This is a genomic window from Parasphingorhabdus sp. (assembly GCF_039982415.1).
In the GTDB taxonomy this organism is placed as follows: Bacteria; Pseudomonadota; Alphaproteobacteria; order Sphingomonadales; family Sphingomonadaceae; genus Parasphingorhabdus.
On sequence record NZ_JBDWYL010000007.1, the window covers coordinates 116,352 to 142,144 of the forward strand.

Annotated in this window: 31 protein-coding genes and 1 pseudogene; 9 read left to right on the top strand and 23 right to left on the bottom strand. The window is 49.7% G+C overall.

Going from position 1 to position 25,793, the window contains the following annotated elements:
* The 17 genes and pseudogenes from rpsC to ABJU74_RS10475 form a co-directional block, all read right to left on the bottom strand.
* A complete protein-coding gene (rpsC, locus tag ABJU74_RS10395) occupies positions 1-696 on the bottom strand; it encodes a 30S ribosomal protein S3 (protein ID WP_348384146.1) in 696 nt (231 codons plus the stop codon).
* Between the two features lie 3 nt (positions 697-699).
* Entirely contained in the window at positions 700-1,083 is a 384-nt protein-coding gene (gene rplV, locus ABJU74_RS10400; protein WP_335659276.1) for a 50S ribosomal protein L22, read from the bottom strand.
* Positions 1,083-1,358, bottom strand: coding sequence for a 30S ribosomal protein S19 (gene rpsS, locus ABJU74_RS10405; RefSeq protein ID WP_108810515.1), 276 nt, complete (start codon positions 1,356-1,358; stop codon positions 1,083-1,085). Before rpsS ends, rplV begins: the two co-directional genes overlap by 1 nt.
* Positions 1,359-1,360: 2 nt before the next feature.
* Positions 1,361-2,197 carry a 50S ribosomal protein L2 gene (gene rplB / locus ABJU74_RS10410; protein WP_229953890.1) on the bottom strand — a complete coding sequence of 279 codons (837 nt, stop codon included), beginning with the start codon at positions 2,195-2,197 and terminating at the stop codon, positions 1,361-1,363.
* Position 2,198: 1 nt separating this feature from the next.
* The gene (locus tag ABJU74_RS10415) at positions 2,199-2,507 is read right to left on the bottom strand and encodes a 50S ribosomal protein L23 (RefSeq protein WP_348384147.1); all 309 of its coding nucleotides are present in this window, start codon (positions 2,505-2,507) and stop codon (positions 2,199-2,201) included.
* Positions 2,500-3,126, bottom strand: coding sequence for a 50S ribosomal protein L4 (gene rplD, locus ABJU74_RS10420; RefSeq protein ID WP_348384148.1), 627 nt, complete (start codon positions 3,124-3,126; stop codon positions 2,500-2,502). The genes ABJU74_RS10415 and rplD overlap by 8 nt, the downstream gene beginning before the upstream one ends.
* Positions 3,127-3,129: 3 nt before the next feature.
* Positions 3,130-3,981, bottom strand: a complete 852-nt coding sequence (rplC, locus tag ABJU74_RS10425; protein ID WP_348384556.1) for a 50S ribosomal protein L3 — start codon at positions 3,979-3,981, stop codon at positions 3,130-3,132.
* 210 nt (positions 3,982-4,191) lie between these two features.
* A complete protein-coding gene (gene rpsJ / locus ABJU74_RS10430) occupies positions 4,192-4,503 on the bottom strand; it encodes a 30S ribosomal protein S10 (protein WP_348384149.1) in 312 nt (103 codons plus the stop codon).
* Positions 4,504-4,735: 232 nt separating this feature from the next.
* Positions 4,736-5,926, bottom strand: coding sequence for an elongation factor Tu (gene tuf / locus ABJU74_RS10435; RefSeq protein ID WP_348384150.1), 1,191 nt, complete (start codon positions 5,924-5,926; stop codon positions 4,736-4,738).
* Positions 5,927-6,079: 153 nt separating this feature from the next.
* On the bottom strand, positions 6,080-8,173 hold the full coding sequence (fusA, locus tag ABJU74_RS10440) for an elongation factor G (protein ID WP_348384151.1): 2,094 nt from the start codon (positions 8,171-8,173) through the stop codon (positions 6,080-6,082).
* A gap of 150 nt (positions 8,174-8,323) precedes the next feature.
* Positions 8,324-8,794 (bottom strand): 30S ribosomal protein S7, encoded by a 471-nt coding sequence (gene rpsG / locus ABJU74_RS10445; protein ID WP_348384152.1) that lies wholly within the window; start codon positions 8,792-8,794, stop codon positions 8,324-8,326.
* Positions 8,795-8,818: 24 nt separating this feature from the next.
* Positions 8,819-9,190: a 30S ribosomal protein S12 gene (rpsL, locus tag ABJU74_RS10450; protein ID WP_067198316.1), complete on the bottom strand. Its 372-nt coding sequence runs from the start codon at positions 9,188-9,190 to the stop codon at positions 8,819-8,821.
* Positions 9,191-9,554: 364 nt separating this feature from the next.
* Positions 9,555-10,922: an alkaline phosphatase PhoX gene (locus tag ABJU74_RS10455; protein WP_348384153.1), complete on the bottom strand. Its 1,368-nt coding sequence runs from the start codon at positions 10,920-10,922 to the stop codon at positions 9,555-9,557.
* A 49-nt stretch (positions 10,923-10,971) separates the two neighbouring features.
* A complete protein-coding gene (locus ABJU74_RS10460) occupies positions 10,972-11,649 on the bottom strand; it encodes a nitroreductase (RefSeq protein ID WP_348384154.1) in 678 nt (225 codons plus the stop codon).
* A 114-nt stretch (positions 11,650-11,763) separates the two neighbouring features.
* Positions 11,764-12,306 (bottom strand): isoprenylcysteine carboxylmethyltransferase family protein, encoded by a 543-nt coding sequence (locus ABJU74_RS10465; RefSeq protein ID WP_348384155.1) that lies wholly within the window; start codon positions 12,304-12,306, stop codon positions 11,764-11,766.
* Positions 12,306-12,773, bottom strand: a complete 468-nt coding sequence (locus ABJU74_RS10470; RefSeq protein ID WP_348384557.1) for a hypothetical protein — start codon at positions 12,771-12,773, stop codon at positions 12,306-12,308. Before ABJU74_RS10470 ends, ABJU74_RS10465 begins: the two co-directional genes overlap by 1 nt.
* Positions 12,768-13,361, bottom strand: a pseudogene (locus ABJU74_RS10475) (type III polyketide synthase); the annotation flags it as partial. The pseudogene ABJU74_RS10475 and the gene ABJU74_RS10470, both read right to left, overlap by 6 nt.
* 159 nt (positions 13,362-13,520) lie before the next feature.
* Between ABJU74_RS10475 and ABJU74_RS10480 the strand changes: the two are divergent.
* From ABJU74_RS10480 to ABJU74_RS10500, 5 genes are all read left to right on the top strand, one after another.
* Positions 13,521-14,567, top strand: coding sequence for a helix-turn-helix domain-containing protein (locus ABJU74_RS10480; RefSeq protein WP_348384156.1), 1,047 nt, complete (start codon positions 13,521-13,523; stop codon positions 14,565-14,567).
* A gap of 115 nt (positions 14,568-14,682) precedes the next feature.
* Positions 14,683-15,540 (top strand): sterol desaturase family protein, encoded by an 858-nt coding sequence (locus tag ABJU74_RS10485; RefSeq protein WP_348384157.1) that lies wholly within the window; start codon positions 14,683-14,685, stop codon positions 15,538-15,540.
* A 320-nt stretch (positions 15,541-15,860) separates the two neighbouring features.
* On the top strand, positions 15,861-16,724 hold the full coding sequence (locus ABJU74_RS10490) for a phasin family protein (RefSeq protein ID WP_348384158.1): 864 nt from the start codon (positions 15,861-15,863) through the stop codon (positions 16,722-16,724).
* A 332-nt stretch (positions 16,725-17,056) separates the two neighbouring features.
* The gene (gene clpS, locus ABJU74_RS10495) at positions 17,057-17,344 is read left to right on the top strand and encodes an ATP-dependent Clp protease adapter ClpS (protein ID WP_348384558.1); all 288 of its coding nucleotides are present in this window, start codon (positions 17,057-17,059) and stop codon (positions 17,342-17,344) included.
* A 30-nt stretch (positions 17,345-17,374) separates the two neighbouring features.
* Positions 17,375-18,031 (top strand): DsbA family oxidoreductase, encoded by a 657-nt coding sequence (locus ABJU74_RS10500; protein WP_348384159.1) that lies wholly within the window; start codon positions 17,375-17,377, stop codon positions 18,029-18,031.
* 1 nt (position 18,032) lies between these two features.
* Here ABJU74_RS10500 and ABJU74_RS10505 read toward each other — a convergent pair whose 3' ends face one another.
* Positions 18,033-18,830 carry a DUF1295 domain-containing protein gene (locus ABJU74_RS10505; RefSeq protein WP_348384160.1) on the bottom strand — a complete coding sequence of 266 codons (798 nt, stop codon included), beginning with the start codon at positions 18,828-18,830 and terminating at the stop codon, positions 18,033-18,035.
* Entirely contained in the window at positions 18,827-19,465 is a 639-nt protein-coding gene (locus ABJU74_RS10510; RefSeq protein ID WP_348384161.1) for a lysophospholipid acyltransferase family protein, read from the bottom strand. The genes ABJU74_RS10505 and ABJU74_RS10510 overlap by 4 nt, the downstream gene beginning before the upstream one ends.
* Before the next feature lie 161 nt (positions 19,466-19,626).
* Here ABJU74_RS10510 and ABJU74_RS10515 point away from each other — a divergent pair, with 161 nt between their 5' ends.
* Positions 19,627-20,223: a rhodanese-like domain-containing protein gene (locus ABJU74_RS10515; protein WP_348384162.1), complete on the top strand. Its 597-nt coding sequence runs from the start codon at positions 19,627-19,629 to the stop codon at positions 20,221-20,223.
* Here the strand turns inward: ABJU74_RS10515 and ABJU74_RS10520 are convergent.
* The 4 genes from ABJU74_RS10520 to ABJU74_RS10535 all read right to left on the bottom strand — a co-directional run bounded on the left by ABJU74_RS10520 (position 20,195) and on the right by ABJU74_RS10535 (position 22,673).
* Positions 20,195-20,614, bottom strand: coding sequence for a thermonuclease family protein (locus tag ABJU74_RS10520; protein ID WP_348384163.1), 420 nt, complete (start codon positions 20,612-20,614; stop codon positions 20,195-20,197). The genes ABJU74_RS10515 and ABJU74_RS10520 overlap by 29 nt on opposite strands.
* A gap of 159 nt (positions 20,615-20,773) precedes the next feature.
* Positions 20,774-21,127, bottom strand: a complete 354-nt coding sequence (locus ABJU74_RS10525) for a PilZ domain-containing protein (RefSeq protein ID WP_348384164.1) — start codon at positions 21,125-21,127, stop codon at positions 20,774-20,776.
* 288 nt (positions 21,128-21,415) lie between these two features.
* Positions 21,416-22,369, bottom strand: a complete 954-nt coding sequence (locus tag ABJU74_RS10530; RefSeq protein ID WP_348384165.1) for a cation diffusion facilitator family transporter — start codon at positions 22,367-22,369, stop codon at positions 21,416-21,418.
* 124 nt (positions 22,370-22,493) lie between these two features.
* Complete coding sequence (locus ABJU74_RS10535) at positions 22,494-22,673, bottom strand: PspC domain-containing protein (RefSeq protein WP_348384166.1); 180 nt, start codon at positions 22,671-22,673, stop codon at positions 22,494-22,496.
* A 615-nt stretch (positions 22,674-23,288) separates the two neighbouring features.
* Here ABJU74_RS10535 and recF point away from each other — a divergent pair.
* The 3 genes from recF (at position 23,289) to ABJU74_RS10550 (ending at position 25,788) form a co-directional block, all read left to right on the top strand.
* Positions 23,289-24,362 carry a DNA replication/repair protein RecF gene (gene recF / locus ABJU74_RS10540; RefSeq protein WP_348384167.1) on the top strand — a complete coding sequence of 358 codons (1,074 nt, stop codon included), beginning with the start codon at positions 23,289-23,291 and terminating at the stop codon, positions 24,360-24,362.
* Between the two features lie 101 nt (positions 24,363-24,463).
* A complete protein-coding gene (locus ABJU74_RS10545; protein WP_348384168.1) occupies positions 24,464-25,153 on the top strand; it encodes a CHAP domain-containing protein in 690 nt (229 codons plus the stop codon).
* A 41-nt stretch (positions 25,154-25,194) separates the two neighbouring features.
* Positions 25,195-25,788 carry a molybdenum cofactor guanylyltransferase gene (locus ABJU74_RS10550; RefSeq protein WP_348384169.1) on the top strand — a complete coding sequence of 198 codons (594 nt, stop codon included), beginning with the start codon at positions 25,195-25,197 and terminating at the stop codon, positions 25,786-25,788.
* Positions 25,789-25,793: the final 5 nt, after the last annotated feature.

Sequence of the window (25,793 nt, forward strand, 5' to 3'; positions counted from 1 at the left end):
TCAACGAGAGGGGCGAACGCCGGAAGTTTGTGCTTCCACCATCAACCGATCTTGAGCCATCGGGTCGTGACCCAATATCTCGCCTTTGAAAATCCAGACCTTGATACCGATAATGCCATAAGCGGTCAGCGCTTCATATTCAGCATAGTCGATATTGGCGCGCAGCGTATGCAGCGGCACGCGGCCTTCACGGTACCATTCAACGCGCGCAATTTCTGCACCGCCCAAACGGCCACCACAAACAATTTTAATACCTTCAGCACCAAGACGCAGAGCAGATTGCACAGCGCGTTTCATCGCCCGGCGGAAAGCAACACGGCGGATCAACTGATCACCAATGCCTTGCGCCACCAATTGCGCGTCAACTTCTGGCTTGCGAATTTCAACAATGTTCAAAGACACATCGCTGGAAGACATTTCGCTCAGCTTGCGCCGCAATTTTTCGATATCCGCGCCCTTTTTACCGATGATCACACCGGGGCGTGCAGCATAGATAGAAACGCGGCATGTTTTGGCCGGACGCTCAATAACAACTTTAGAAATGGCCGCCTGTGGCACGGTTTCCAAGATAAATTTGCGCATCTTGATGTCTTCCATCAAGAGGTCGCCATAATCGGAACCTTCCGCATACCAGCGGCTATCCCAAGTCCGGTTAATCTGCAGGCGAAGCCCGATAGGATTACTCTTTTGACCCATGGTTTACGCCTCTTCTTCTTCGTGCTCGCGAACAACGATGCGCACGCGGCTAAATGGCTTGATAATCTTGGCTGAACGACCACGTGCGCGGGCTTTCCAACGCTTCATGGTGAGGCCCTTGCCAACACTAGCTTCCTGAACGATCAATGCATCGACGTCCAAGTTATGGTTATTCTCTGCATTAGCGATGGCAGAAGCCAATACTTTGCTGACATCCTTGGCCATGCTCTTTTTTGAGAAGGACAGGATGTTCAAAGCGTCTTCTGCTTTCTTGCCACGGATCAATTGGGCAACAAGATTTAGCTTTTGAGCAGAACCACGAATGGAATTGCCAACAGCCAAAGCTTCATTGTCGCCAACGCGGCGGGGTGATGATGCCTTACCCATTATTTCTTGCCTTTTTTGTCAGCGCCATGGCCATAATAGTTACGCGTAGGAGCGAACTCGCCAAGCTTGTGGCCAACCATGTCTTCATTCACGGAAACCGGAATGAATTTTTGACCGTTATAAACATTGAAAGTCAGCCCAACAAAATCAGGGAGAACTGTCGAACGACGCGACCAGGTCTTGATCGGCGAGCGTTTGGAAGCTTCCTGAGCGTCTTGCGCTTTTTTCAGCAGATGGAGGTCAACAAATGGACCTTTTTTGATGGAACGAGCCATGCTTACCTCTTCTTCTTAGCGTGACGCGACCGGATGATCATCTTGTCGGTCGTTTTATTCTTACGAGTACGAGCCCCTTTGGTAGGCTTGCCCCAAGGCGTCACAGGATGACGACCACCGGAGGTCCGACCTTCACCACCACCATGCGGGTGATCCACTGGGTTTTTCGCAACACCGCGTGTCAAAGGACGACGGCCCTTCCAGCGCGTGCGGCCTGCTTTACCAAAATTCTGGTTCGAGTTATCGGGGTTAGACACAGCGCCAACCGTGCCCATGCAATCGCTGCGAATATAGCGTTGCTCGCCTGAGTTCAAACGAACAATGACCATACCGCGATCGCGGCCAACAATCTGGACATATGTACCAGCGGAGCGGGCAATCTGACCACCCTTGCCTGGCTTCATTTCCACATTGTGGATAATCGTACCAATTGGCATTTGCGACAATTTCATCGCATTACCGGGTTTAACGTCCACTTTTTCACCAGCGATGACCGTGTCACCAACGGCCATGCGTTGTGGCGCCAAAATATAGCTGAGCTCGCCGTCATCATATTTGATCAAAGCGATAAAAGCCGTCCGGTTGGGATCATATTCGATCCGCTCGACCGTTGCCGAAACATCAAACTTGCGACGCTTAAAGTCCACCAGACGATATTTCTGCTTGTGACCACCAGCGATACCACGCGACGTCACATGACCTTTATTGTTACGGCCGCCCGTTTTGCGCTTGCCTTCGACAAGCTTCTTGACGGGCTTGCCCTTCCAAAGGCCGCTCTTGTCGACCAGTATAAGACCACGCCGTGCGGGACTTGTCGGTTTATAGGATTTTAAAGCCATCTTAAATTCCCGTGGTGATGTCGATGGTTTGACCTTCAGCCAAAGTCACGACAGCTTTTTTAACATCATTGCGTGTATAGGGCCGACCCTTCCAACGCTTGGTTTTACCCTTTTGCACCATCGTGTTGACGCCTTTGACTTTCACATCAAACAGCGCTTCGATAGCAGCCTTAATCTGTGGCTTGGTCGCGGAGTTTGCAACTTTGAATACCACAGCATTATGCTCACTGAGCAAAGTCGACTTTTCGGTAATATGCGGGCCGACAATTACGTCAAAATGACGAATGTCCAATGCTTCTTTTTTAGCCATTGAAGCGCGCCTCCAACTTTTCGACCGCGGCGCGTGTCAGCACCAAAGTCTCATGGTTCAAAATGTCATAAACATTGGCACCAGCGGCTGGCATCACGTTCAGACGCGGAATATTTGAAGATGCTTTTGTGAAAACATCGTTCACAGCATCACCATCCATGATCAAAGCAGATTTGCCAAAGCCCAGCTTCTCGATATTCGCGATCAGCAATTTGGTCTTGGCTTCTTTGATGTCCAGATTTTCAAGAATCACCAGATTGTCGTTCTTGGCCTTATCCGACAACGCCATCTTCAAGCCCAGCGCACGAACTTTCTTGTTCAGCGAAGGATTGAAGTCACGCTTGCGTGGACCATGGGCTTTACCACCGCCAACAAAAATTGGCGCCCGGCGTGAACCATGACGAGCGGTACCGCCGCCTTTTTGATTGCCAAACTTTTTACCGGTACGGGCAACATCGCCACGCTCGCGCACTGCCCGAGCCGTGCCACGCGCATTTTCGCGCTGCCAATTTACTACGCGGTGCAAAATATCTGCGCGCGCTTCCAGGCCAAAGACATCATCATTGAGATCAATGTCGCCTTTTGCTTTTGCGTCGAGGGTTTTCACTTTTAATTTCATGGCTTAGCCCTCCTTCCCTGCATCATCTTTGGCTTCTGATTTCTCTTCAGCCGGTGTTTCTGCAGGTGCTTCTGCTGCTGCTGCAACTTCAGCATCGCTTGGCTCAGCAGCTGCTTCAACAACTGCATCCGCTTCGATCATGCCAGCAGGCGCATCTTCCGTCGCCGTTTCATCGGCGTTGCGGCGCATGGCACCGGGGAAAGGAACGCCCTCCGGAAGAGCCACTTTCACGGCATCTTTAACCAGCAACCAACCGCCTTTTGAACCTGGAACACTGCCGCGCACAAAGATCAAACCGCGAGCGGCGTCGGTACGAACAATTTCCAAATTTTGTTGTGTACGATTACGAGCACCCATGTGACCCGCCATCTTCTTACCTTTGAAGACTTTGCCGGGATCCTGGTTTTGACCCGTTGAACCGTGAGCACGGTGAGATATCGAAACACCATGGGTTGCGCGCATACCGCCGAAACCCCAACGCTTCATCGCACCGGCAAAACCCTTACCTTGGGTCACACCTTGAATATCGACCATCTGACCAGCAATAAAGTGGTCTGCCGTGATAGTGGCGCCGACAGGAAGCAAGCCTTCTTCGCTCTCAACCCGGAATTCAGCGACACGAGCCTTTGGCTCTACTTCTGCTTTTGCAAAAGCTTCACGTTGTGGTTTGTTTACATTTTTCGCTTTACGGGCGCCTGCACCAAGTTGAACGGCAAAATAGCCATCCTGTTCTTGATTGCGGGCTCCAACAACCTGACATTCTTCCAGAGAAAGAACGGTTACCGGCACATGCCGACCATCTTCCTGGAACAAGCGGGTCATCCCCATTTTTTTCGCGATCACGCCAGTACGCACGATCATTTCTCCTTACAGAGGCCCACGTGCGGAATTGCCAGCGGGCGTGCTACAAAAACTCAGCCCAAATTTCTCGAATATCGCCCCGTCCGGGCTAAACTGTTCAATTGATCCGAGGACCAACTTAACAAGACGGGGGACACATGACCCAGCTATTGCTGGCGGTTTCCCATGTCACCACTACCCCAAAGGGGCAGCGCCTAACTCACCTTAAGCGAGTTTAATCTCCACATTCACACCAGCAGCAAGATCGAGCTTCATAAGAGCATCGACGGTTTGCGGTGTAGGCTGAACAATATCGAGCAACCTTTTAAACGTACGGACCTCAAATTGTTCACGTGATTTTTTATCAACGTGCGGGCCGCGGTTTACGGTGAATTTCTCGATATGTGTTGGCAATGGTATTGGCCCCCGGATAAGCGCGCCAGTGCGGCGAGCCGTATCAGCGATATCGCCAGTGGCCTGATCCAGAACCCGATGATCGAATGCTTTCAAGCGTATGCGAATATTCTGCGTTTCCATAAGAACCTATACCAATGTCAAAGAGCCCTCCTCCGCTTTTTGCTTCGGCAGACCAATCCACCAAAGAAACAACGAAGGAATACTATGTTAAAACCTTCACTCAATCCGCCCATGCTCAAAAAGCGAAGACGGAAAAAATAAACCGCCCCGATTTTCTCTCATTAAGAAGAAGCCGGAGCGGCAAAAAACTGGCCGCCCGAATCAGTCACCCGGGCGGCGAAGCAGTCCTATATTACTTTGTTACGTTGCTGACAACCCCAGAACCGACTGTCCGTCCACCTTCGCGAATAGCGAAGCGAAGACCTGAGTCCATTGCGATTGGAGCGATCAATTTAACCGCGATCGTGACGTTATCACCAGGCATTACCATCTCGGTACCTTCTGGCAGGATAACTTCACCGGTTACGTCCGTTGTACGGAAGTAAAATTGTGGGCGATAGTTTGCGAAAAATGGTGTGTGACGACCACCTTCGTCTTTCGACAACACATAAACTTCAGCGTCAAACTCGGTGTGCGGTGTAATTGAACCAGGCTTACAAAGAACCTGACCACGCTCAACTTCTTCGCGAGCAACACCACGGATCAACGCACCGATATTGTCGCCAGCTTCACCGCTGTCGAGCAACTTACGGAACATTTCAACACCGGTAACGGTTGTTTTCGAGGTATCTTTGATACCAACGATTTCAACTTCGTCGCCCACATTGACAACACCAGTTTCAACACGGCCGGTAACAACCGTACCACGACCAGAAATTGAGAACACGTCTTCAATTGGCATCAAGAAATCTTGATCAACTGGACGCTCTGGCTGAGGAATAGCTTCATCAACGGCTTTCATCAGTTCAAGAATTTTCTCTTTACCGATATTATCGTCACGGCCTTCCAATGCTGCCAAAGCAGAACCCGCAACGATAGGAATATCGTCACCTGGGAAGTCATAAGAAGAAAGCAATTCGCGAACTTCCATTTCAACCAGCTCGAGCAGCTCTTCGTCATCAACCTGATCAACTTTGTTCATGAAAACAACAAGAGCAGGAACACCAACTTGGCGAGCAAGCAAGATGTGCTCACGGGTTTGTGGCATTGGACCGTCCGCTGCGTTCACAACCAAAATAGCACCATCCATTTGCGCTGCACCGGTGATCATGTTTTTCACATAGTCAGCATGGCCTGGGCAATCGACGTGCGCATAGTGGCGTGCGTCGGTTTCATATTCAACGTGTGCCGTTGAAATGGTGATGCCGCGCTCACGCTCTTCAGGAGCTTTGTCAATGTTCGCGAAGTCTACGGCTTCACCGCCGCCTGCTTCTGCGAGCACTTTGGTGATCGCTGCAGTCAGGGTTGTTTTACCGTGGTCAACGTGACCGATGGTGCCGATATTGCAATGCGGCTTGTTGCGTTCAAACTTTGCTTTTGCCATTTTCTATTACCTCTAATTTCTATCGTCTTGATAGTCTGTGCCGCGCTTTGGCGAGACTATCCAAATCTGTCAACACCCTTTTCGCGTCTAGGCTTTTTTCTTCTGCCCGAACAAAAAGGTAAGCGCGGTTACTCGTAAAAAGAGAAGCGGCGATTAAGCCATCTTCTCCTTCAATTCATCCGCAACATTCCGTGGCACTTCTTCATAGTGAGAAAATTGCATGGAATATTGTGCGCGACCTTGAGTGAAAGACCGCAATTCATTCACGTAACCAAACATATTTGCCAATGGCACCATTGCGTCCACTGCCTGAGCAATACCGCGCGTGTCGGTCCCTTGGATCTGGCCCCGACGAGAGTTTAAGTCGCCGATTACGTCACCGAGATAATCTTCCGGTGTGATCACTTCAACCTTCATAATCGGCTCAAGCAATTTAATGCCAGATTTCTGCGCCGCTTCCCGCATTGCAGCCCGCGCTGCAATTTCAAAAGCCAATGCTGAAGAGTCGACATCATGGTATGCACCATCATAGACGCGGATGTTAAAGTCGATAATCGGGAATCCGATCAAAGAACCAGTTTCAGCGGTTTCGCGCATACCTTTTTCGACGGACGGGATATATTCCTTCGGAATGTTACCACCCTTAATTTCGTCTTCAAAAGTAATGCCCGCGCCGCGTTCACCTGGCGTGACTTCAAATTTGATCCGCGCAAACTGACCCGAACCACCGGACTGTTTCTTATGGGTATAGTCGGTATCAACCGCTTTACCGAGCGATTCACGGTAAGCCACTTGCGGCGCGCCAACATTGGCTTCCACTTTAAACTCACGCTTCATCCGGTCGACAAGAATATCAAGGTGAAGTTCACCCATGCCCTTGATGATTGTTTGGCCGGATTCATGATCGGTGGTGACACGGAAACTTGGATCTTCCGCCGCCAAACGATTCAGAGCCACGCCCATTTTCTCTTGGTCGGCCTTGGTTTTAGGCTCCACCGAAAGCTCGATAACAGGATCCGGGAATTCCATCCGCTCCAAAATAATCGGATGCTCTGCAGCACATAGCGTATCACCAGTGGTGGTGGTTTTCATTCCAGCCAAAGCTACAATGTCGCCAGCAAATGCCTCATCAATGTCCTTCCGGTCATTGGAGTGCATTTCCAATATCCGGCCGACTTTTTCTTTCTTGTCCTTGACCGAATTTAACAATGTGCCTTTTTCCAGTTTACCGGAATAGATGCGGCAAAATGTCAATGAACCCACAAATGGATCGTTCATCACTTTAAAGGCGAGTGCTGCGAACGGCTCGTCATCGCTGGATGGACGCTCATCTTCCGTTTCGCCATCCATCGCAACGCCTTTAATCGCGTCCACATCGAGCGGGCTTGGCATATAGTCTACAACGGCATCGAGCAATGGCTGCACGCCTTTGTTTTTAAACGCCGACCCACAAAGAACAGGAACGAAACTCTGGTTCAACGTGCCTTTGCGGATGAGCGCCTTCAAGGTCGCAGCATCGGGCTCATTGCCTTCCAAATATTGCTCCATCACGTCATCGTCTTGCTCTACGGCAAGCTCGATAAGCTTCTCGCGATATTCAGCGGCTTCGTCGGCCATATCTTCTGGAATCTCACCATATGTATATTCTGCGCCGAGATCTTCGTTTTTCCACGTGATCGAACGTTGATTGACCAAGTCAACCAAACCGACCAAGCTGGCTTCGATTCCGATGGGCAGATACAAAACAGCAGGGGTTGCGCCCAGACGCTCAATGATCGAATCAACGCAGAATTTGAAATTTGCGCCGGTCCGGTCCAGCTTGTTGATGAAACACATCCGCGGAACCTTATATTTGTCCGCTTGACGCCAAACCGTTTCAGATTGTGGTTCAACACCAGCAACACCGTCAAAACAAGCCACTGCGCCATCAAGAACCCGCAAGGAACGCTCGACTTCAATGGTGAAGTCAACGTGGCCCGGGGTGTCAATAATATTGATCCGATGCTCAGGACCTTCACGATCGTCAGCATTCCAGAAACAGGTGGTCGCAGCAGAGGTAATGGTAATCCCGCGCTCTTGCTCTTGCTCCATCCAATCCATCGTCGCAGCGCCATCATGCACTTCGCCGATTTTATAGGACTTGCCTGTATAATAGAGGATACGTTCTGTGGTGGTCGTTTTACCAGCATCAATATGGGCCATAATGCCAATATTGCGATATCGTTCGAGCGGATGGCTGCGTGCCATAATCTTTACTCCAGAATTAAGGGGCCCAATTAGCGCCGCCCATATAGTGAAAGGGGCCAGCGTTGACCAGCCCTGATTAGTTACAAATACAACAATGTGAAAAGCGCAGGGCCAAGCAGAGTAGCTGTCAGCCCTGCGCTTTAAATAACTTTACCAACGATAATGTGCAAACGCGCGGTTGGCTTCAGCCATTTTGTGCGAGTCTTCACGTTTTTTCACGGCATTGCCGCGATTGTTGGAGGCATCCAAAATTTCACCGGACAGACGTGCGGCCATTGTGGTTTCGCTCCGTGCGCGAGCAGCGCTGATCATCCAACGGATGGCCAATGCTTGTGCCCGCTCTGGACGAACCTCAACCGGCACCTGATAGGTGGCACCACCGACACGGCGGCTGCGCACTTCAATGCCAGGCTTGATGTTGTTCAATGCATCATGGAAAAGCTGCAGCGGATCTTTTTTCGCTTTGGCTTCGACGCTATCAAACGCGCCATATACGATACGCTCTGCAGTAGATTTTTTACCGTCTACCATCAGATTGTTCATGAATTTGGACAGAACCAGATCTTTAAATTTTGGATCAGGAAGAATTACCCGTTTCTCGGGGCGACGACGACGTGCCATATTATATAACTCCTACTAAACCGATTATTTAGGACGCTTAGCGCCATATTTGGAACGGGATTGCTTCCGATCCTTAACGCCTTGCGTATCAAGAACACCGCGCAGCACATGGTAACGCACACCGGGAAGGTCACGCACACGGCCACCGCGAATGAGGACAACACTATGTTCCTGAAGGTTGTGGCCTTCACCGGGAATATAGCTAATCACCTCACGCTGGTTGGTCAGGCGAACCTTTGCAACCTTACGCAGAGCGGAGTTTGGTTTCTTTGGAGTCGTTGTGTAGACCCGGGTACAAACGCCGCGTTTTTGCGGGTTGGCTTCCATGGCCGGCACTTTAGACTTCGTCTTTTGTGGCACCCGCCCTTTACGGACGAGCTGGTTAATCGTTGGCATAAAGTCTTCACCTTATTGGATCTAGATAAACTAGGGTTACTCTCACGACCTAAAACGCCGAAAGTGTTTTGCCTATGTGGTTTCTGAACGCCCGGTTTGCTCTCCGGTTGATCAGAAGGGCGGCCCTTAGCGAGGATTCGTAACCGCGTCAACAGTTGGAACCTTCTCAGCCTCGGTCGCCCTAGCTGCATTGCTATCGTAGAAATGAAAAGCCCCGCTGACTTGAGGAGTCAAACGGGGCGTTGAAACGGTGGGTCGCAGTACCGCTTCGAAAAAAAGAGATAGCGCAACCCGGTCGCTCTGCATTGTATAAAACGGACTCCCCGCATTCCTTTTTTAAAAAGGGCGATGCAATCGCCGCTTTTTAGCCGCTCACCACCTGATCCCAGGGGCCTGTAATGGCAAATGTGGTCGTCGGAGAATAGAGATTGACGAACATTGTCGATCCATCCGGCGAGAAACACGCGCCGGCAAATTCGGTTTGGATACGAGTCCGGCCGAACATATAGGTTTTTCCATCAGGCGTGACGCAGCGGAGGTGATTATTGGTTATATCCGTATACTGGTCTTCGGAAACCATCAAATGGCCATTGGGCATGACGCAAATATTGTCGCCGAGATTGTACACCGCGGCATCCTGGCTTTCGAGAAACAGCTCCAACTTACCTTGCTTGCCTCTGCTCCCTTCTTTTTTGCTCGGCTTGTAGCGGAATATCTGGCCATATTTTTTTGCGCCGCCACTGGTCGATGTGAAAAACAGTTGTTGCTCTTTCTCATCCCAGAAAATGCCTTCGCCCCGCGCAAATAAGGTTGCGCCCATTTTTGCGCCTCGTTCGCGCAATTCCCCAGCGCTTCTTTCGGGATCATCTAAGGTTACCCATTTCGCTCTGTGACTTTCGCCCAGTCCGATTTTCTCACCATCCCAGTTCCGTGTGTCATCAATATCTTTCAGCACCAATGCCTGCAGCGTTCCTCCTTCAGATAGCTTGCCTTTCACCTTCGGAATGAAACGGTAAAACAGGCTATCGCCGCGATCTTCGGTCATATAGGCAATGCCGGTGCGAGGATCGATACACACTGCTTCGTGCACAAAACAGCCCATTGCATTGAGCGGCACCGGATCGACAAGACCTTTATGATTGGCTGGCACTTCAAAAATATAACCATGATTTTTACCAACGCCTTCGCCAGCTTCCAGTGCAGTTTCTTCGCAGGTTAACCAGCTTCCCCAAGGGGTGATCCCACCAGAACAGTTGCGCACGGTACCGGCAAGGCTCAAATATTCTTCGACAACCTTTCCGGTTGCCATATCGTAGACCAGCGTGGTTGTTCCGCCTGGGATAGGCATTTTGGTTTCGTTGCTGAGCCGGTCATAGGCTTTAAAGTCAGCATCTACGCGGCTGCGAAAAGGCCCTTCCCGCAATTGCCGGTGATCCAATTCGTGATTGCGGATCAAGGCCAGTTTGCCTTCGCCAAGATCAATGCAGCCCATGCCATCGGCGGCATTGGGAACGACCATGCCATCATCCATCAAATTCCCCATGCGAGAAATTACTTTATAGCTAAATCCTTCTGGCAAATCGAGCAATCGCCCCGGATCCGAAACCAGTTCGCCATAGCCGGTGACTTCATTTTTTCCGGTAAAGGGTAAATTTGCATAGGCACGTGTAGCTAGACCGACAAAGGCGGCACCCAGCATGGTTGCTCCGAACTGGCGACGGGTAAAGATCATATCAAAAACACTCCTGGGCCGAATTTCTCGTTTCTAAATGGTAATAAAATTACGTGTCAAAACCAACAAAGACAGCCGCTTCCTCAATCGACTTGCGGGTTGAGATGACACTATTAGCCGGAAAATTGTCATCCGGCCAACCAAGCGCGATACTTTTCATAATCACTTGATCCTCGGCAATGCCGGCATGTTCGCGCACCACCGGTGATTGCATAATTCCCTGGCTATTGATCACTGTCCCCAAACCTCTCGACCAGGCTGCATTGACCAATGCCGTTGCAACCGCGCCGCAATCAAATGGGGTATCGTCGCTGCCATTAAGAACGCGATCATAGGTGATAATGACACAAACGGGAGCGTCGAATTGGCGAAATCCTCGCATCACCCAATCTTGCCGGGCTTCTTTGTCATCCCGTTCGATTTTCATCGCCGAGAATAATTGCTTGGCCACGCCAATTTGCCGGTCACGATGGTGTCCGGCAAAAGCCTCACCGGTTCGAAATTCGCGGGATTGCGGGACGCCAGCCAACATCCGTTCGGTATTGCCATTGCGGATATTTTGCAGAGGCTCTCCGGTGATCACATAAAAATTCCACGGCTGTGTGTTCATCGATGAAGGCGCGCGCATAGCGAGACCAATTATCTCTTCGATCAGCGCTTTTGGGACCGGGTCTGGCTTATAACCCCTTATACTACGCCGCCCCAAAACAACGTCATCAAACTGCATATACGGCTCCATTTCAAACTATCGACGATGGCTAGCGGAATAATGTGTCGAAGAGAAGTCTGTTGCCTACTATCTTTTTCTATACCGGTAATCGAAAAATTGGCGTTGCTCTTTTCAAGACAATGAACTTTGATCGCGCTTGCTGAGAACCTGATTTTCAACATTGATGCGATGACGCAGAAGAATGGCGTTTAATAGGGAGAATAGCAAAGCGACCCAGGGCAACCCCATAAGCAAAGGGACAATGGCAATTTCAAGAACCACAACAAGATAATTGGGATGACTGATATATTTATAGGGTCCGCGTTGCACGCGATCAAAATGCGGTGCGGAAATAATTCGTGTTGTCCACCACCGCCCAATGGAAGCCAATGTCCAAACGCGCATAATCTGTGTGAAGACGAACAATGTCAGCAAAATCGGGTTTAATGGCCGCAGCGGATCAACCAACAAAAAAATCACTGCCAGCCAAGCGCTGTGCAAGAATATGAACCAATGATAATGGTCGGCCCCAAATTCTTCACCGCCTTCAGACAAAAGCCGCAGGGTGTTGCGGTTGGCGTAAACGAGTTCACTCAGCCGCTGTACGACAATGTAAATCAGAATCCAGCTTATTGCTGTCGGAGCCTGGGTAAAAACAGCGCCTAAATCATCCATCACTTGGCTCCCGAAGGGTGTAAAAGCCCCAGCACAGAGGTAAATCCCGGACCCAGTGCCGTCATCAATATTGGCTTTTGCATCGCTTGCTGCAATAGTTTTTCCAGCACAAATAATATCGTCGGAGAAGACATATTGCCATGATGGTTTAAAATCGCGCGCGTGGTTGCAATATCCTTGATCTCGGGTGCAAAATATTCTTCCAGCGCTTCGATCACGCGGCCACCCCCGGGGTGACAAGCCGGTTCATGGAGCCCATTTTTCTCAATCCCCTGTTCGCTGAGAAAACCATCGCAAAACGGCGCAAAATCGCGCGCGACAAATGTTGGAATATCCCGCGCCAGAACCAGGTCAAAGCCGGTTTCACCGATGTCCCAACCCATCATATCCCGGGTGTCGGGCCATGTTTTTTGCTCAAATGCCCCAAAAGCCGGGAGCTCTTCATATCCGCTTTTTCCGCTTAGCAGCGCGGCCGCGCAACCATCCGCAAATAATGCTGTTGCGATCATATTTTTCTTATCAAATTGGCTATAATCGTAAGAAAGAGAACAAAGTTCTAAGGACAGGAGCAAAATATTCTGTCCGCCCTGCGCATCAGCCAAATCATTGGCCAATCTTAATCCCAATAGACCGCCAGCACAGCCATAACCAAATACCGGCACGGTCTGAACCGATTGCCGGAATCCCATCGTTTCAATCAATCGGCTCGGAATTGACGGGGTCATTGTTCCGGTTGTTGATATCATCACGATGGCATCGACATCGGAGGGGTTCCACCCCGCTTTAGCGAGCACCGATTCGGCGGTATTTTTCGCTAAAGTCCGCCCAACTTGATCATATATCGCAGCCCGCTCCGGCCAACTGCGCTGCTCCAAATAATAGTCCGGGTCGCAAGCGAGATAGCGATGGTTGATCCCGCTATTGCCCAATATCTGCTTCAACCGGCAAGGCAAGTCTGCGCCGCGGGCCTTGGCGAGAATAGCAAGAACATCTTCCTGGCTAATCCGGTGATCCGGGACAGCAGTGGCGATTGAGATTAAATGGGACATGAAGAATGTTCGTTGCGCATGGCCTCGCTGTTACACTTAGCTGTTTCACAAATGAAAGAATAATCGCAGACCACCTGCAAATCCCGCAGCAATGACAGCAGCAATGACATAAGCGTTGCCAACCGCCACAGATGGGTTAGCATGGTTGCAAACAGGGAAGAACATGTGAACGCCGCACTCGATTTGGCACTTATCGATACCGCGATCAGGTTACTCACCATCGGTGGGCAGCTGATGATCATCGCTGTTCTTCTGGTGAGTCGGACCCGGCGCGACTTAAAATTTTCGCTGCTTGGCGTGCTGATCAGTGCGATGGCTTATTTGATCAATTCCTCCAGCATATTGGCGCCGCCGCTGCCGTGGCGTTATCCGATAGATTTTCTATCCGTTTCAACCACGGTCTGGGCTTGGATATTTGCGCATCAACTTTTTGAACGGCGCATTGCCAAACCCCTATTCGTCGCCATACCCGCCTTGCTTATATTATTATGGGTCATCGCTTTTTCATCGAGCAATTGGCATTGGCTGACATTTTACGCGATCCGCTTCCTGTCCCTTGGACTAGTCATTCATTTGATCATTATCGCCCTGACTGGCCGCGCCGATGACTTGATTGAAAAGCGCCGCCGGATCAGAACCTTTTTGCCCATATTTGTGGGACTGCAAGTCGGTGCCGTCTTATCCTATGAACTTTTTTTCGGGGCGACCGACAATGATCCTGGTATTTCGGCGATAAATGCGATGCTCATTCTTCTGCTGGTTATCGGCGCGGGCATGGCAGTCCTTACCGCTGAGGAAGATCTTTTTTCAAAACCGGCTGCGGATCCACAACAAGCGCGCCCTCTGTTGAATCTGTCACCATCGGAAACTGTTTTGCATGATAAGCTGATCGCGGCCATGGATGAAGGCAGCTTTCGAACCCCTTCCCTTACCATAGCAATTTTGGCAGCCCAGTTGGATACGCCAGAACACCGTTTGCGAGCGCTGATCAACAAACAATTGGGTCACCGGAATTTTTCATCCTTTCTAAATGGCTATCGAATCACCGAAGCCAAAGAAAAATTGGCTGATCGGACCATGGTTGACCTACCGATTCTCACAATTGCGATGGATTTAGGCTATGGATCCTTAGCACCATTCAATCGCGCTTTTCGGTCTGAAACCGGTCAAACACCTAGTGATTTTCGAAAATCGGCGATTGATCAAAACTAAAATAGTCTGATCATTTTCAAAATCGCACAGCATTTTTCAGCATTGCAGCGATACCCGTCATCCTTTCTGTCACTTTGCCTTCATCAAACATAAATCGCCTTTGATGGAGACACACATGCCAGAACTATTTCAAGCTATAATGAACCATATGATCGGGGCCTTCACATTCGATCTCGGTCGCTATCTCATTGCCGCGGGCTTATTGTCATTTCTGCTTTGGATATTTGGACAGTGGAGTGCGGCTCGACGGATCCAGACCCGCAAGGCAAAATTTGCCGATTATAAGCGCGAGTTTTTATCATCTATGCGCACGGTCATTGTTTTCGGGCTAACCACCATCAGCACAGTTCTGTTGGAAGCCGCGGGATGGATTAATGTGCTGCAAGGCGAGACGATCTTGCCGCTATTCATTGCACAGCTTCTGGCGATGATTATTGCCCATGATGCCTATTTCTATTGGATGCATCGTTGGTTGCACACGAAAACCATGTTCCGTTTCTCACACTTGCATCATCATAAATCTCGGACGCCGACGCCTTGGGCCGCCTATAGCTTCTCCTCCTTTGAAGCTATGGCCGAAGCCGCCTTTGTTCCGCTTTATCTATTTGCCTTTTCGGTCTTCTTTGGCGGAATGTATCCTTTTGCTATCTTCTTGTTCCTTGCCCATATGATCGTTCGCAACGTGATGGGGCATGCGGGTGTTGAGCTTTTCCCGGCTGGATGGACACAGAATAAATTTGTCGGCTGGATCACCACAACCACTCATCATGATTTGCACCACAGCCAAGGCAACAGCAATTTCGGCCTGTACTTCACTTGGTGGGATCGGATGATGGGCACCGAGCACCCTCAATATGAAGCGCGCTTCAATGCGGTTGCAAAACCCATCCACCTTTCAGTTGGAGCCACAGCCAATATTTGCATCGCCGCATTCTCACTGCTGGCGGTCGCAACGACGGCCCAGCTGATCTAACCCTTGAGGGGGATGTACGGACCTAATCCGATCCATCTCGTACATCCCCTTCGTCCTATTGCGACGAGCAGGTGCCTATTTGCCGGATCATTCTTCGATCGCATGGCCTATATTGCAGAGCAGCAGGATTATCTAAAAGGCGCGATTGGAGAATGTTGCGATCCAATGTTGAGAATATCTTCCCCCAAAAGTGACTTATATATCTGATATTAATGTCATATTTTAGGCGCGAGCCAATTTTTGTGCACTGCAACATTTTTTCTTGACTTTATCTGATTTCCTCCCTAATTGTGCACTGCAACAAAAGATAGGAAGCAATGATGGCTGACACAAACACGACTGACAATCAGGCTGTTCCGGCTCCAAAAAAGCCCGCCAGCCTCTCCGCTGAAGCAGCCTATGCTGCTGCGGCATCTGCTGAACCGGTAAAGGCTGAAAAAGCCGCTGTTAAACCGGCATCTCCAAAGCCTGCAGTAACCGCGGTTAAGAAACCGGCCACTGCAGCCTCCACTTCTTCGGCTTCAAAACCCGCTGCAAAGAAGCCTGCAGCAACCAAAGCGGCTCCAAAAAAGACTGTTACGAAGCGCAAAGCCGCTCCGAAGCGCGCCGCAACCACAACCAAAAAGACAGTTAAAAAAGGAACGACCAAAATGACAACCGCAAAGAAAACCACCGCGAAGAAAACCACCGCGAAGAAAACTGTAAAGAAAGCCGCTCCAAAGGCGACTGCAACCAACAAAAAAGCCCTGCAAGACATGGCTGCTAAATTGCAAGCTCAACTGGAAAAATTGACAACAACTGCACAAGAGCGTGCTAAAGAAGTTGCCGATCGCGCTGTTGAAGTTTCCAAAGATGCGGTTGAATTTAATCGCGAAAATATCGAAACCCTGATCGAAAGCGGCAAAATCACCGCAAAAGGCGCTCAGGAAATTGGCAAAACCAACGTCAAATATACCCGCGAAAATTTTGTCGAAGCTAGCCGCGCTTTCCAAAGCGTATTCAGCGTTGCGACACCCAAAGACTTTTTGGACAAGCAAACCGATTATCTGCGTAGCGGTATGGATCGGGTTATGGACCAAACTTCAAACAATGTTGAAGCGGTGACCAAGCTTGCTGGCCAAGCCTATCAGCCAATTGCTGATCGGGTGAGCGAAGTTCGTAAGGACATGAAAAAAGCCGCTTAAGCTGCTTTATCGCGACACAAAGAGGCCGTTCCGTAAGGAGCGGCCTTTTTCATTTCATGCTTATCCGGTGATTTATCGTAAATTCATCGCGCGTTGGGCAATCCGCCACTTGCCCTCAAGCACAAAAATACCATATCCTAGCGCATATGACCAAAGTAGAGATTCTCTCCGAGACATATTATTTGAGCGACGGCAGGTTTTTTGCAGATCTTGCTGCGCCTCATTCGCATGGCAGTGCCGCCGATAACGGCCCAATCCAAAATGCCGGCGATGACGATGGGGACGATGGAGACGATGGGGATACAGGCAGTTCGGACAGTGATGATACCGATTTGGGTATTGCCACAAAAACGCGCGCCAAAACCAAAAAGCCCAATCCCTATAAAGTGCTGTTGCTGAACGATGACTATACGCCGATGGAATTTGTGGTTTTGGTCCTCAAGCGGTTTTTTCAAATGGATATAGATGAAGCCACCCGCGTGATGCTCCATGTCCACCAAAAAGGTGTCGGTATCTGCGGCACATTTAGCTATGAAGTGGCAGAAACAAAAGTGACGCAAGTGATGGATTTTGCGCGCAAAAATCAACATCCATTGCAATGCACACTGGAAAAAGCCTAAATTAACGCCCGCTAAATCAAGGAATATATTATGTCAGAGAACCCGGTCATAACGGTAGATATTGTCTCTGATGTGGTCTGCCCCTGGTGCATTATCGGTTATAAAAAACTGGAAAAGGCGATGCATCGGTTTGAAGGCAAAGCGGAATTTGCATTGGCCTGGCATGCCTTTGAATTAAACCCGAACATGCCCGCAGAAGGTCAGGATATTAACGAACATATGGCGCAGAAATATGGCGCCACGGCCGAACAAAGCAAAGCCAATCGCGAACGCCTGCGTAACGCTGGCAGCGATCTCGATTTCGAGTTTAGCTATCATGAAAACATGCGGATGGTGAACACATTTGATGCCCATCGACTGCTCCATTGGGCCGGCGAAACAGGCAAGCAGACCGCCCTCAAACTGGCGCTGTTTAAAGCACATTTCACCGACGGCCAGGATGTCAGTGATCATGACATTCTGACCCGTGTGGCATTGTCAGTTGGTCTCGATGAGAACCGCACGCGAGATTTACTGGGCAGTGATATGTTCGCCGCAGAAGTGCGTGCCGTCGAAGCGCAGTGGCAAGACCGTTTTATTTCGGGAGTGCCCGCCTTTATCTTCAACAAAAAGTTCATGGTGCCCGGCGCTCAGGATAGCGATGTCTTTGCGCAGATAATTGAAAATAAGGTTCTGGCTGCGGCTTGACTTAAATCTTGGGAGGCATCGGGAAAAATCCAGATGTTTTCTCAATATAATCCACGTAGTCGGGCCGGTTTTTGCGCAATGCATATTCAAGCATCGGTGCACCGCTCCATTTGGTCAGCGTGAAACTCAAAAACACCGGACCGATAATGGCAATCCAAGCCGGCCAACCCACTTGTGTGGCCACCAACCAAATGCCCCACCATGCGCAAAAATCTCCAAAATAATTGGGATGACGGGTGTAGCGCCACAGACCGCTGTTGAGCACCTTCCCTTTATTGGATGGATCCGCTTTAAAGGCCTTTAACTGCGCATCGCCCACCGTCTCGAATATAATGCCGATAGTTGCGAGCAGCAATCCGGCAATGCCAATAGCGTTTAACGCCTGATCACCGGCCAGCAATATGCCGATTTGAGCCGGTAAGCAGACCATGAACAACAGAGGCATCTGCAAAATCCAAGCCTTGATCAGCGCGGTTTTGGCAAAACTCCACCCCTTTTTCTTCATCGCCGTTCCGATGATCTTGGTATAACGCGGATCTTCGCCCTCGTGACGCCATCGCAAAAGCAAATGAGTGCCCAGACGCGCGCCCCAAGTCATTGTTAATCCGAATATTGTCCAGCCCAGCCATCCCAGATTTTCGGTCTGCAACAGAGAAGCGCCCGCCAGCATGGCCATGCCCCATGCCCAGAAAGAATCAATGAAAGAAACATCGCGGATCCGCACTGATATCAGCCATAAAATAATCATCGCTCCGATTAAAATCACGAAATTCTGACCAAGTGCGAGCGCCAAGTTCACTTGCTGTCCTTGGTTTTCGTACCGGCATCGGGCTGTAATGCTGCGGTATGCACAATATCATCCATAGCTTTTTCAGGATATTTGGGCGTGACGCTATGATAGAAAGAGCTGACTTTTTTCATATCAGCTTCATAATCGCCGGTGAGTTCAATTTGTGGCCCCAGCCCCCCAGATTTCTTGGCATAGTCCATCATCCCGATGATCAAGGGGACCTTTGCTTTCAATGCGATATAATAAAAGCCGGTTCGCCACTGTCTGACATTGCCTCGGGTGCCTTCCGGTGGGATCGTAAGAATAAAGTCATCGCGGGAATTAAATTCCGCCACCATCGCGTCGACCATATTGTTCGATTTTGATCGGTCCACGGGAATGCCACCCATCCGCCGCATCATGTCGCCAAACGGCCACTTAAACAACGTATCCTTACCGATCCAATAGGATTGGATTTTCAATCTATTGGTCAATCCGAAAAAATAGATAAAATCCCAATTGCTAGTGTGCGGAGCAGCGATAATGACGCATTTGCGGGGCGCTGGATTCTCCTGCTCCGCTTTCCAACCGTTAATCGTGAATACGAAAACGGAAAAACGTCGGACAATCTCCGATAGCCAATTGGGTTTTATCTTATTCGACACACGCCCCCCGTTTGCGATCTTGCTCGGTCATGTGAAGCGATCATAGGATCATTTCATACAAGCGCAACGCCCGATATCACGCGTCCATGGCGTCCAGTTCAGCTTTTGGCAATCTGAAAAGTTTAGATTTGCCATCAATGCAATTGAGAGGGATAATATTGATGAAAAGGGCAGTACTTAGCCTATCGGCTATTTTCCTATTGCCGCTGTCCAATCCGGCAATCGCCGCGGAATCGGTCCAAGTCGAAAACAGCGCTGCAAATCCCCAGATTGATTATGCTGGCTTTACGCAACTGACTGAAAAACTAGCCGGCTATCGTCAGTCGCGTCTGGTGCAAATGGATAGCTTTATCGCCAAGGCCAAGCAAGAAAATGCCATTATATTAGATACACGGTCCGCCGCCGCTTATAAAAATGGCCATATTGACGGCGCAATTAATCTTCCCTTTTCTGACTTTACTGAAGCGAAGTTAGAGCAAATTATCGGCGACAAATCCCGCCCTGTGTTGATCTATTGCAACAATAATTTTCGCGACAATATCCCGCCCATTGTTCTTAAGCTGGCGCCACTGGCTTTGAATATACCCACCTTCATCAATCTCTATGGTTATGGATATGAGAATATCTACGAACTGGCCGGCGTGACCCATATTGCTGATCCCCGAGTGAAATGGACCGGAGCAATTGCTCCGCCCTTAGGATTGCGCGCCTTTCCTTCGGTTAATGCAGCTAGCGCGGGTGAGCAGCCCGCCAGTTAGACGGTTTTTCAAACTTGCCTTGCCAAATTCCGCGTTTTGCTTTTTCCGCGCGGACTTCTTCTGCTCCATATACGGGATCAGCATAACTTGATGCTGATATGGCATGGCCTTGGGCAACCATATAGGCGCCTAGATCTTGTTCATTCCCAGCGCATGTAACGATTATGCGCCCATATTGATCGCGCGCATAGACATCGCATTCATAGGAACCTTTCCGCAAAATTTGTTCCAATGCGCGGCGTGCAGATTTCCCGCAAGGCCAGTCATTGCCTTTAGCATCTTTACAAACCTGACGATATTCAGGCGCGTCAATGCCATAGATCCGATATTCATCATCCTGATCTTTGAAACTATCGCCATCGATGACTTGAACCATTTTGCCATTGATCACGATTATCTCGTCATTGCTCCACCATGAAGAAATGACCCATGACCCCCCTATGATCAGAGCAAAGATCAATATTGATCTGAATTTACTGGAGAATTTTTTGGCCATGAGCCCGACAGTCTAATCAATCTGTCATGGCAGGCAATGGAATTTCGCCTATGCTCAGGCGTTGGCCATTTTCAATGTGGGATATTTGGAAACGATATGATCGAACACAGCCGGGTGCAAGGATTGCACAAACTCGCAACCAAAAACATCGCCTTCCACCCAGCATATTTTGCTTTCGATGGACGCAAAAGACGGCAAAGCCATGAAGATGTTTTTCTCTCCGGTGAGCCTGGTCATGCATCGCATACGAAAACCAGAAAGCGACAAATCAAGGATCATCGCTTCAACCCGGCCCAGACCCGGTTCGCGCACTTCGGCCCGTATCTCAACGCCAGCACGCGTTGATATCCGATGGTCTCCACGCTTAAACGCTTTTGCTAGATCCCGTTGGTTTGCTTTGCCGCTCATCGCTAAACTGTCCTGGTTGCACCACTAAGAAACTATGTTTCATCTGCAGCCCCGCTGACCCCCACGGCCATCGTTTGCTCCTTTTTTATAGCAGCGGATGTTTATACAAAAGTTAACGGCATTTCTTTTTTCTATGGTTAACAGAGAAAAAGTTACGGCCGAAAAAACCGGATTTCCAGCGGAATTTAGTGAATTGTTTCACTCTCGATCATCCTTTTCGTTTCCCGCGTGAGACTAAAGAAATCATCAAGAACTGGAACAAACCGGCTTGCGATCAAGGCAATGACATTATGAAGAATGACAATCGGTCTGACATAGATCAGCTTCTTCATCTTCCAGCTCGATTTGGATGGTCACATGATGAATAGCGAAACGCTCTTGCATAGCGGTTTGAATATTGGCCAGAAAACCTTTTCCAGGATGGCCCCCGGGCATAACCAGATGGGCGGTCATTGCCGTTTCACTGGTACTCATCGGCCAGATGTGCAGATCATGAACCGTTTCAACGCCTGGCAGATCAGACAAGTCCGCCAATACCTTTTCAATGTCGATATCTCGCGGCACACCGGCCAAAGACATCCGGACAGCTTCCGACAATAATCCCCAAGTGCTCCACAGGATAAGCGCGACGATAAGCAAGCTGATCAGCGGATCAATCCAGTTATATCCAGTGAATAATATGAAAATTCCACCCAAGACGACCCCGGCTGAAACCGCGGCATCGGCCATCATGTGAAGAAAAGCCCCGCGGATATTTAAATCTTCTTTCTGACCGCGCATGAACAACAACGCGGTTCCAAAATTTATCAAGATACCGATAGAAGCGACTATGATAACTGTCTTGGAAGCTACAGGGCTTGGCGCGCTGAATCGTTCAATAGCTTCCCAAGCAATACCCCCGCAAGCAACCATGAGAAACAGCGCGTTGAGCAAGGCTGCCAATATAGACGACCCGCCCAAACCATAAGTAAATTGTTTGCTTGGCGGCTTTTTCGACAGTTCCGCCCCCGCCCAGGCAACAGCCAAACCGAGCACATCAGAAAGATTGTGCCCCGCATCTGCGAGCAATGCCATAGAGCCCGACAAGAGGCCATAAACCACTTCGACAATGATATATAAAATATTGAGTGCGATACCGATGGCAAAAGCCCGACTAAAATTAGTGGGCATGTGCCCATGCGGGCCATGGCGGTCATGATGGCTGTGGTGAATATGTCCGTGATGATGGTGATGGCCGGACATCCGCGCTCCGATAAATTGATCGACGACTATATAGGCGTTGAATACACGGATTTATCAGAGCGGTCTACGATTATTATTCAATGTTATTAATATGTTATATCATATACATACCAGAGTGATTAGCTTAGTCGACAATCAACCCGATTGCGAGATAGATGATCACTGCAGATCCAAAGCCAAAAATTGTCGCAAGTACGAAGATGATCCGTAGGACATTCGCGTCCATACCGCTCCAATTGGCGAGGCCAGAACATACGCCCATCATTTTACCATTGGCTTTGTCGAGACGAAGTTTGTTTTTCATAGGGCTTTTATCCTTTTTTGAAGAAATGGGTTCTGGCCAACTGGTTGGCGTGCTGCTGGGTTTGTTTTTGTCAGCCATCAGATCACCAATGCGCTGGTATTGTTCATCGCGGGGCCGATGCTGGCGCTAACAAGAATAGCGGCGGAAAAGAGAGCTGCAAATCCAGCTAGCATTTTATTTTTCAGTTCGTAGGTCATAATATTTCCTTTTAGAATAAGTGGTTGAATTAGATTACAAGAGAACCGGCATTGTTGATCGCTGGTCCGACACTAGCGCCAATCAAAACGCTGGCAGAAACGATGGCGGCGAAAGCGGCGGCAATGTTATTAGAGACATTCGAGAACATTTTGATTTCCTTTCAAACTTTAAAAACTGGGCTTCGCGTTTATCGTTGCGAAGATGTCTCTTACTTTGCACAGGCCGTGCCAGTTTTGCATTATCCCTTAATTACATATAGTTAAGTGAATTTATCCTTTGAAGTCAAATTGTGCAAAACCTATAATTAGTATTTTACACCAACATTTAGGAATATATGAATGGGAAATGAACGAAATTTGGATCCTCGCGAATTTTCTTCTCATCATATCCCCGCAAGGCTAGAGATATTTGTCTGTCATGACGATTTCTCGGCTCACTTTACAAAATTTCCGAAACTACCCACAATTGCGCCTGGATGCTTCTCCTGGTTTCAATGTGTTGAGCGGTGATAATGGCGCCGGAAAAACCAATATATTGGAAGCCGTTTCGCTGTTATCGCCAGGCCGAGGGCTGAGACGCGCTGCGCTCAAAGATATGGCTTACGAACATAGCGGCGGCGATTTTGCCGTAGCGGCAGCACTGGATGATGTTCAATTGGGCACGGGCACCACCACTGATCATCCCGAACGGCGCAAAACAAGAGTGAACGGCGCAGCGGTGCCGACCAATGATCTGGCGCAATGGTTGTCGATTTTATGGCTGACTCCAGCAATGGATCGTCTTTTCATGGAAGGCGCGACCGGTCGACGAAATTTTCTCGACCGATTGGTCACTGCATTGGAACCGGACCATGCTCGCAATTGCAGCCGCTATGATGCCGCTCGCCGCGAACGCAATCGTTTATTGGCTGATGATCATCTCCCCAATCCGAAATGGCTAGACGCGCTCGATGATCAATTGGCCAGTTTTGGCGCAATGGCTGCGCAAGCACGCCGGCGGATCGTCGAAACGTTAAATCAAGCGCTAACCCTGACTGACAAGGGATTATTTGCCGCAGCGCAATTGCATTTGGAGGATGATGGTCTCCATGATCGGGCCAAATTGTTCGAAATATTGCAAAGCAATCAACAGGCCGATCGGGCTGCCGGGCGCACCCGCCACGGACCCCACCGAGCCGATCTTACAGTTTTTCATAGCGCGAAACAGCAAGCAGCGGAAAAATGTTCTACCGGAGAACAAAAGGCACTGCTTTTCTCGATCATCCTGGCGCATGCTGATCTTATTGCGGGACAACGCGGCCAGCGACCAATATTGTTAATCGACGAAGTGGCTGCTCATCTCGACCCGGGGCGGCGCACCGCCTTGTTTGAAACACTGGCCAAAAAGGGCGGCCAAGTCTGGCTCACTGGAACCGAAGCAGAATTGTTCGAAGCCATCCCGGCGGATGCTTTCCATTTCAAGGTTCATGAAGGAACCGCAACCCAATATTAACCATAAAAATTAGCAACGAATTTTCGCCTGTTCGCTACACCCATATGATGCAAACCCGCGCCATCATATTCTGTCCAGGCGACCTGCGAACTATTTTAAAGATGATAGGCGCAGGAATTATTCCCCTATTACTTGCTTTGCAGGCGATATTTTTCCCTGCTGCAGCCCGCGCGGAGTCCGGTACCACATCTTCCTATTTGCAATGCGTTCCCTTTGCCCGCCAACAAAGCGGGATCAATATATATGGGGATGCACATACTTGGTGGCGCCAGGCCCGGTTTGCCTATCAACGCGGTAATCAGCCCCGTATTGGTGCGGTAATGTCCTTAAAAAGCCACGGCAAAATGCGATTGGGCCATGTTGCGGTTGTCAGCGCTATTATTGATGAACGCAATATTTTGCTCAATCATGCCAATTGGTCGCCGATTAACGGCCGCCGCGGGCAAATTGAACGCAATGTCGCGGCTCGGGATGTATCGGCCCAAGGCGACTGGAGCGCGGTCAAAATCTGGTATGCTCCCATTAGCAGCTTGGGAAAAACCGCCTTTCCGGTCAACGGGTTTATCTATCCCAACCATATTCCGTCCGAGCCTAAGGAGGCAGAGGGTAAATATTGGGCAGTATCGACGGCCAAGCCGCAGCCCCGGCCTCGCCAAAAACCGCTATTCAATCGAGCGATGCAGGCAGAGCTGGCGCAATATGCGCAGCGCGAGCAATTGGCCGATGCCAGCAACGACCGCTCGCAACCAGCCGATCTAATTGGAGAATTGCTGGACAGAGAGCGCCACTAAAGACAAAAGGTACTGTGCAATTTTGCGCAGGAGCGATGGCCATGAATGATAATCCGCCAACCTGTTTTGTCCTGTTGGCAGGCGGCGAATCCCGGCGCATGGGTCGGGAAAAAGCCACGCTGGAATTACACGGCCAACGCCTGATCGATTTGGCTATCTCAAAATATAAGCCCCAGAGCGACCACATGTGGCTATCCGCAGCGAGCGATTTCAATACCGGCCTGGATATAATTTCGGATGATCCCGATACGCCTGGAGGTCCCGTGGGAGCATTGTTCACTATTGCCGCGCAACTGCCGATTTTGTGCCCCGGTGCCCTTGGATTTATAACCGCCCCTGTCGACGCACCATTTTCTCCCGACAATCTGATTACGCGATTAAGCGCTGTTCCGGGCTGCTCTGTCGCACAAGGACCAGATCGCTTGCATCCTGTTTTTGGCTATTGGCGCTGCGATATTGTCAACAGTATCCGCACCACCCATGATCTGGATGCACGGGCGCCATCCTTGCATTGGTTGGTTCGCCAATGTGACTCACAGATTATCACTTGGCCGGACGAAGATTCCTTTCGGAATATCAACACACCTGAAGATCTCGTTGCTGCCGAAGCCCAATATAAAAAGGCTGGTGCATGAGGGTG

Bases quoted from the DNA above. Each gene is read 5' to 3' on its own strand.
- rpsC (WP_348384146.1), bottom strand. From the start codon at position 696: ATGGGTCAAAAGAGTAATCCTATCGGGCTTCGCCTGCAGATTAACCGG.
- rplV (WP_335659276.1), bottom strand. From the start codon at position 1,083: ATGGGTAAGGCATCATCACCCCGCCGCGTTGGCGACAATGAAGCTTTG.
- rpsS (WP_108810515.1), bottom strand. From the start codon at position 1,358: ATGGCTCGTTCCATCAAAAAAGGTCCATTTGTTGACCTCCATCTGCTG.
- rplB (WP_229953890.1), bottom strand. From the start codon at position 2,197: ATGGCTTTAAAATCCTATAAACCGACAAGTCCCGCACGGCGTGGTCTT.
- ABJU74_RS10415 (WP_348384147.1), bottom strand. From the start codon at position 2,507: ATGGCTAAAAAAGAAGCATTGGACATTCGTCATTTTGACGTAATTGTC.
- rplD (WP_348384148.1), bottom strand. From the start codon at position 3,126: ATGAAATTAAAAGTGAAAACCCTCGACGCAAAAGCAAAAGGCGACATT.
- rpsJ (WP_348384149.1), bottom strand. From the start codon at position 4,503: ATGGAAACGCAGAATATTCGCATACGCTTGAAAGCATTCGATCATCGG.
- tuf (WP_348384150.1), bottom strand. From the start codon at position 5,926: ATGGCAAAAGCAAAGTTTGAACGCAACAAGCCGCATTGCAATATCGGC.
- fusA (WP_348384151.1), bottom strand. From the start codon at position 8,173: ATGGCACGCAGCCATCCGCTCGAACGATATCGCAATATTGGCATTATG.
- rpsG (WP_348384152.1), bottom strand. From the start codon at position 8,794: ATGGCACGTCGTCGTCGCCCCGAGAAACGGGTAATTCTTCCTGATCCA.
- rpsL (WP_067198316.1), bottom strand. From the start codon at position 9,190: ATGCCAACGATTAACCAGCTCGTCCGTAAAGGGCGGGTGCCACAAAAG.
- ABJU74_RS10455 (WP_348384153.1), bottom strand. From the start codon at position 10,922: ATGATCTTTACCCGTCGCCAGTTCGGAGCAACCATGCTGGGTGCCGCC.
- ABJU74_RS10460 (WP_348384154.1), bottom strand. From the start codon at position 11,649: ATGCAGTTTGATGACGTTGTTTTGGGGCGGCGTAGTATAAGGGGTTAT.
- ABJU74_RS10465 (WP_348384155.1), bottom strand. From the start codon at position 12,306: ATGGATGATTTAGGCGCTGTTTTTACCCAGGCTCCGACAGCAATAAGC.
- ABJU74_RS10485 (WP_348384157.1), top strand. From the start codon at position 14,683: ATGCCAGAACTATTTCAAGCTATAATGAACCATATGATCGGGGCCTTC.
- ABJU74_RS10490 (WP_348384158.1), top strand. From the start codon at position 15,861: ATGGCTGACACAAACACGACTGACAATCAGGCTGTTCCGGCTCCAAAA.
- ABJU74_RS10500 (WP_348384159.1), top strand. From the start codon at position 17,375: ATGTCAGAGAACCCGGTCATAACGGTAGATATTGTCTCTGATGTGGTC.
- ABJU74_RS10515 (WP_348384162.1), top strand. From the start codon at position 19,627: ATGAAAAGGGCAGTACTTAGCCTATCGGCTATTTTCCTATTGCCGCTG.
- ABJU74_RS10525 (WP_348384164.1), bottom strand. From the start codon at position 21,127: ATGAGCGGCAAAGCAAACCAACGGGATCTAGCAAAAGCGTTTAAGCGT.
- ABJU74_RS10530 (WP_348384165.1), bottom strand. From the start codon at position 22,369: ATGTCCGGCCATCACCATCATCACGGACATATTCACCACAGCCATCAT.
- ABJU74_RS10535 (WP_348384166.1), bottom strand. From the start codon at position 22,673: ATGAAAAACAAACTTCGTCTCGACAAAGCCAATGGTAAAATGATGGGC.
- recF (WP_348384167.1), top strand. From the start codon at position 23,289: ATGACGATTTCTCGGCTCACTTTACAAAATTTCCGAAACTACCCACAA.
- ABJU74_RS10545 (WP_348384168.1), top strand. From the start codon at position 24,464: ATGATAGGCGCAGGAATTATTCCCCTATTACTTGCTTTGCAGGCGATA.
- ABJU74_RS10550 (WP_348384169.1), top strand. From the start codon at position 25,195: ATGAATGATAATCCGCCAACCTGTTTTGTCCTGTTGGCAGGCGGCGAA.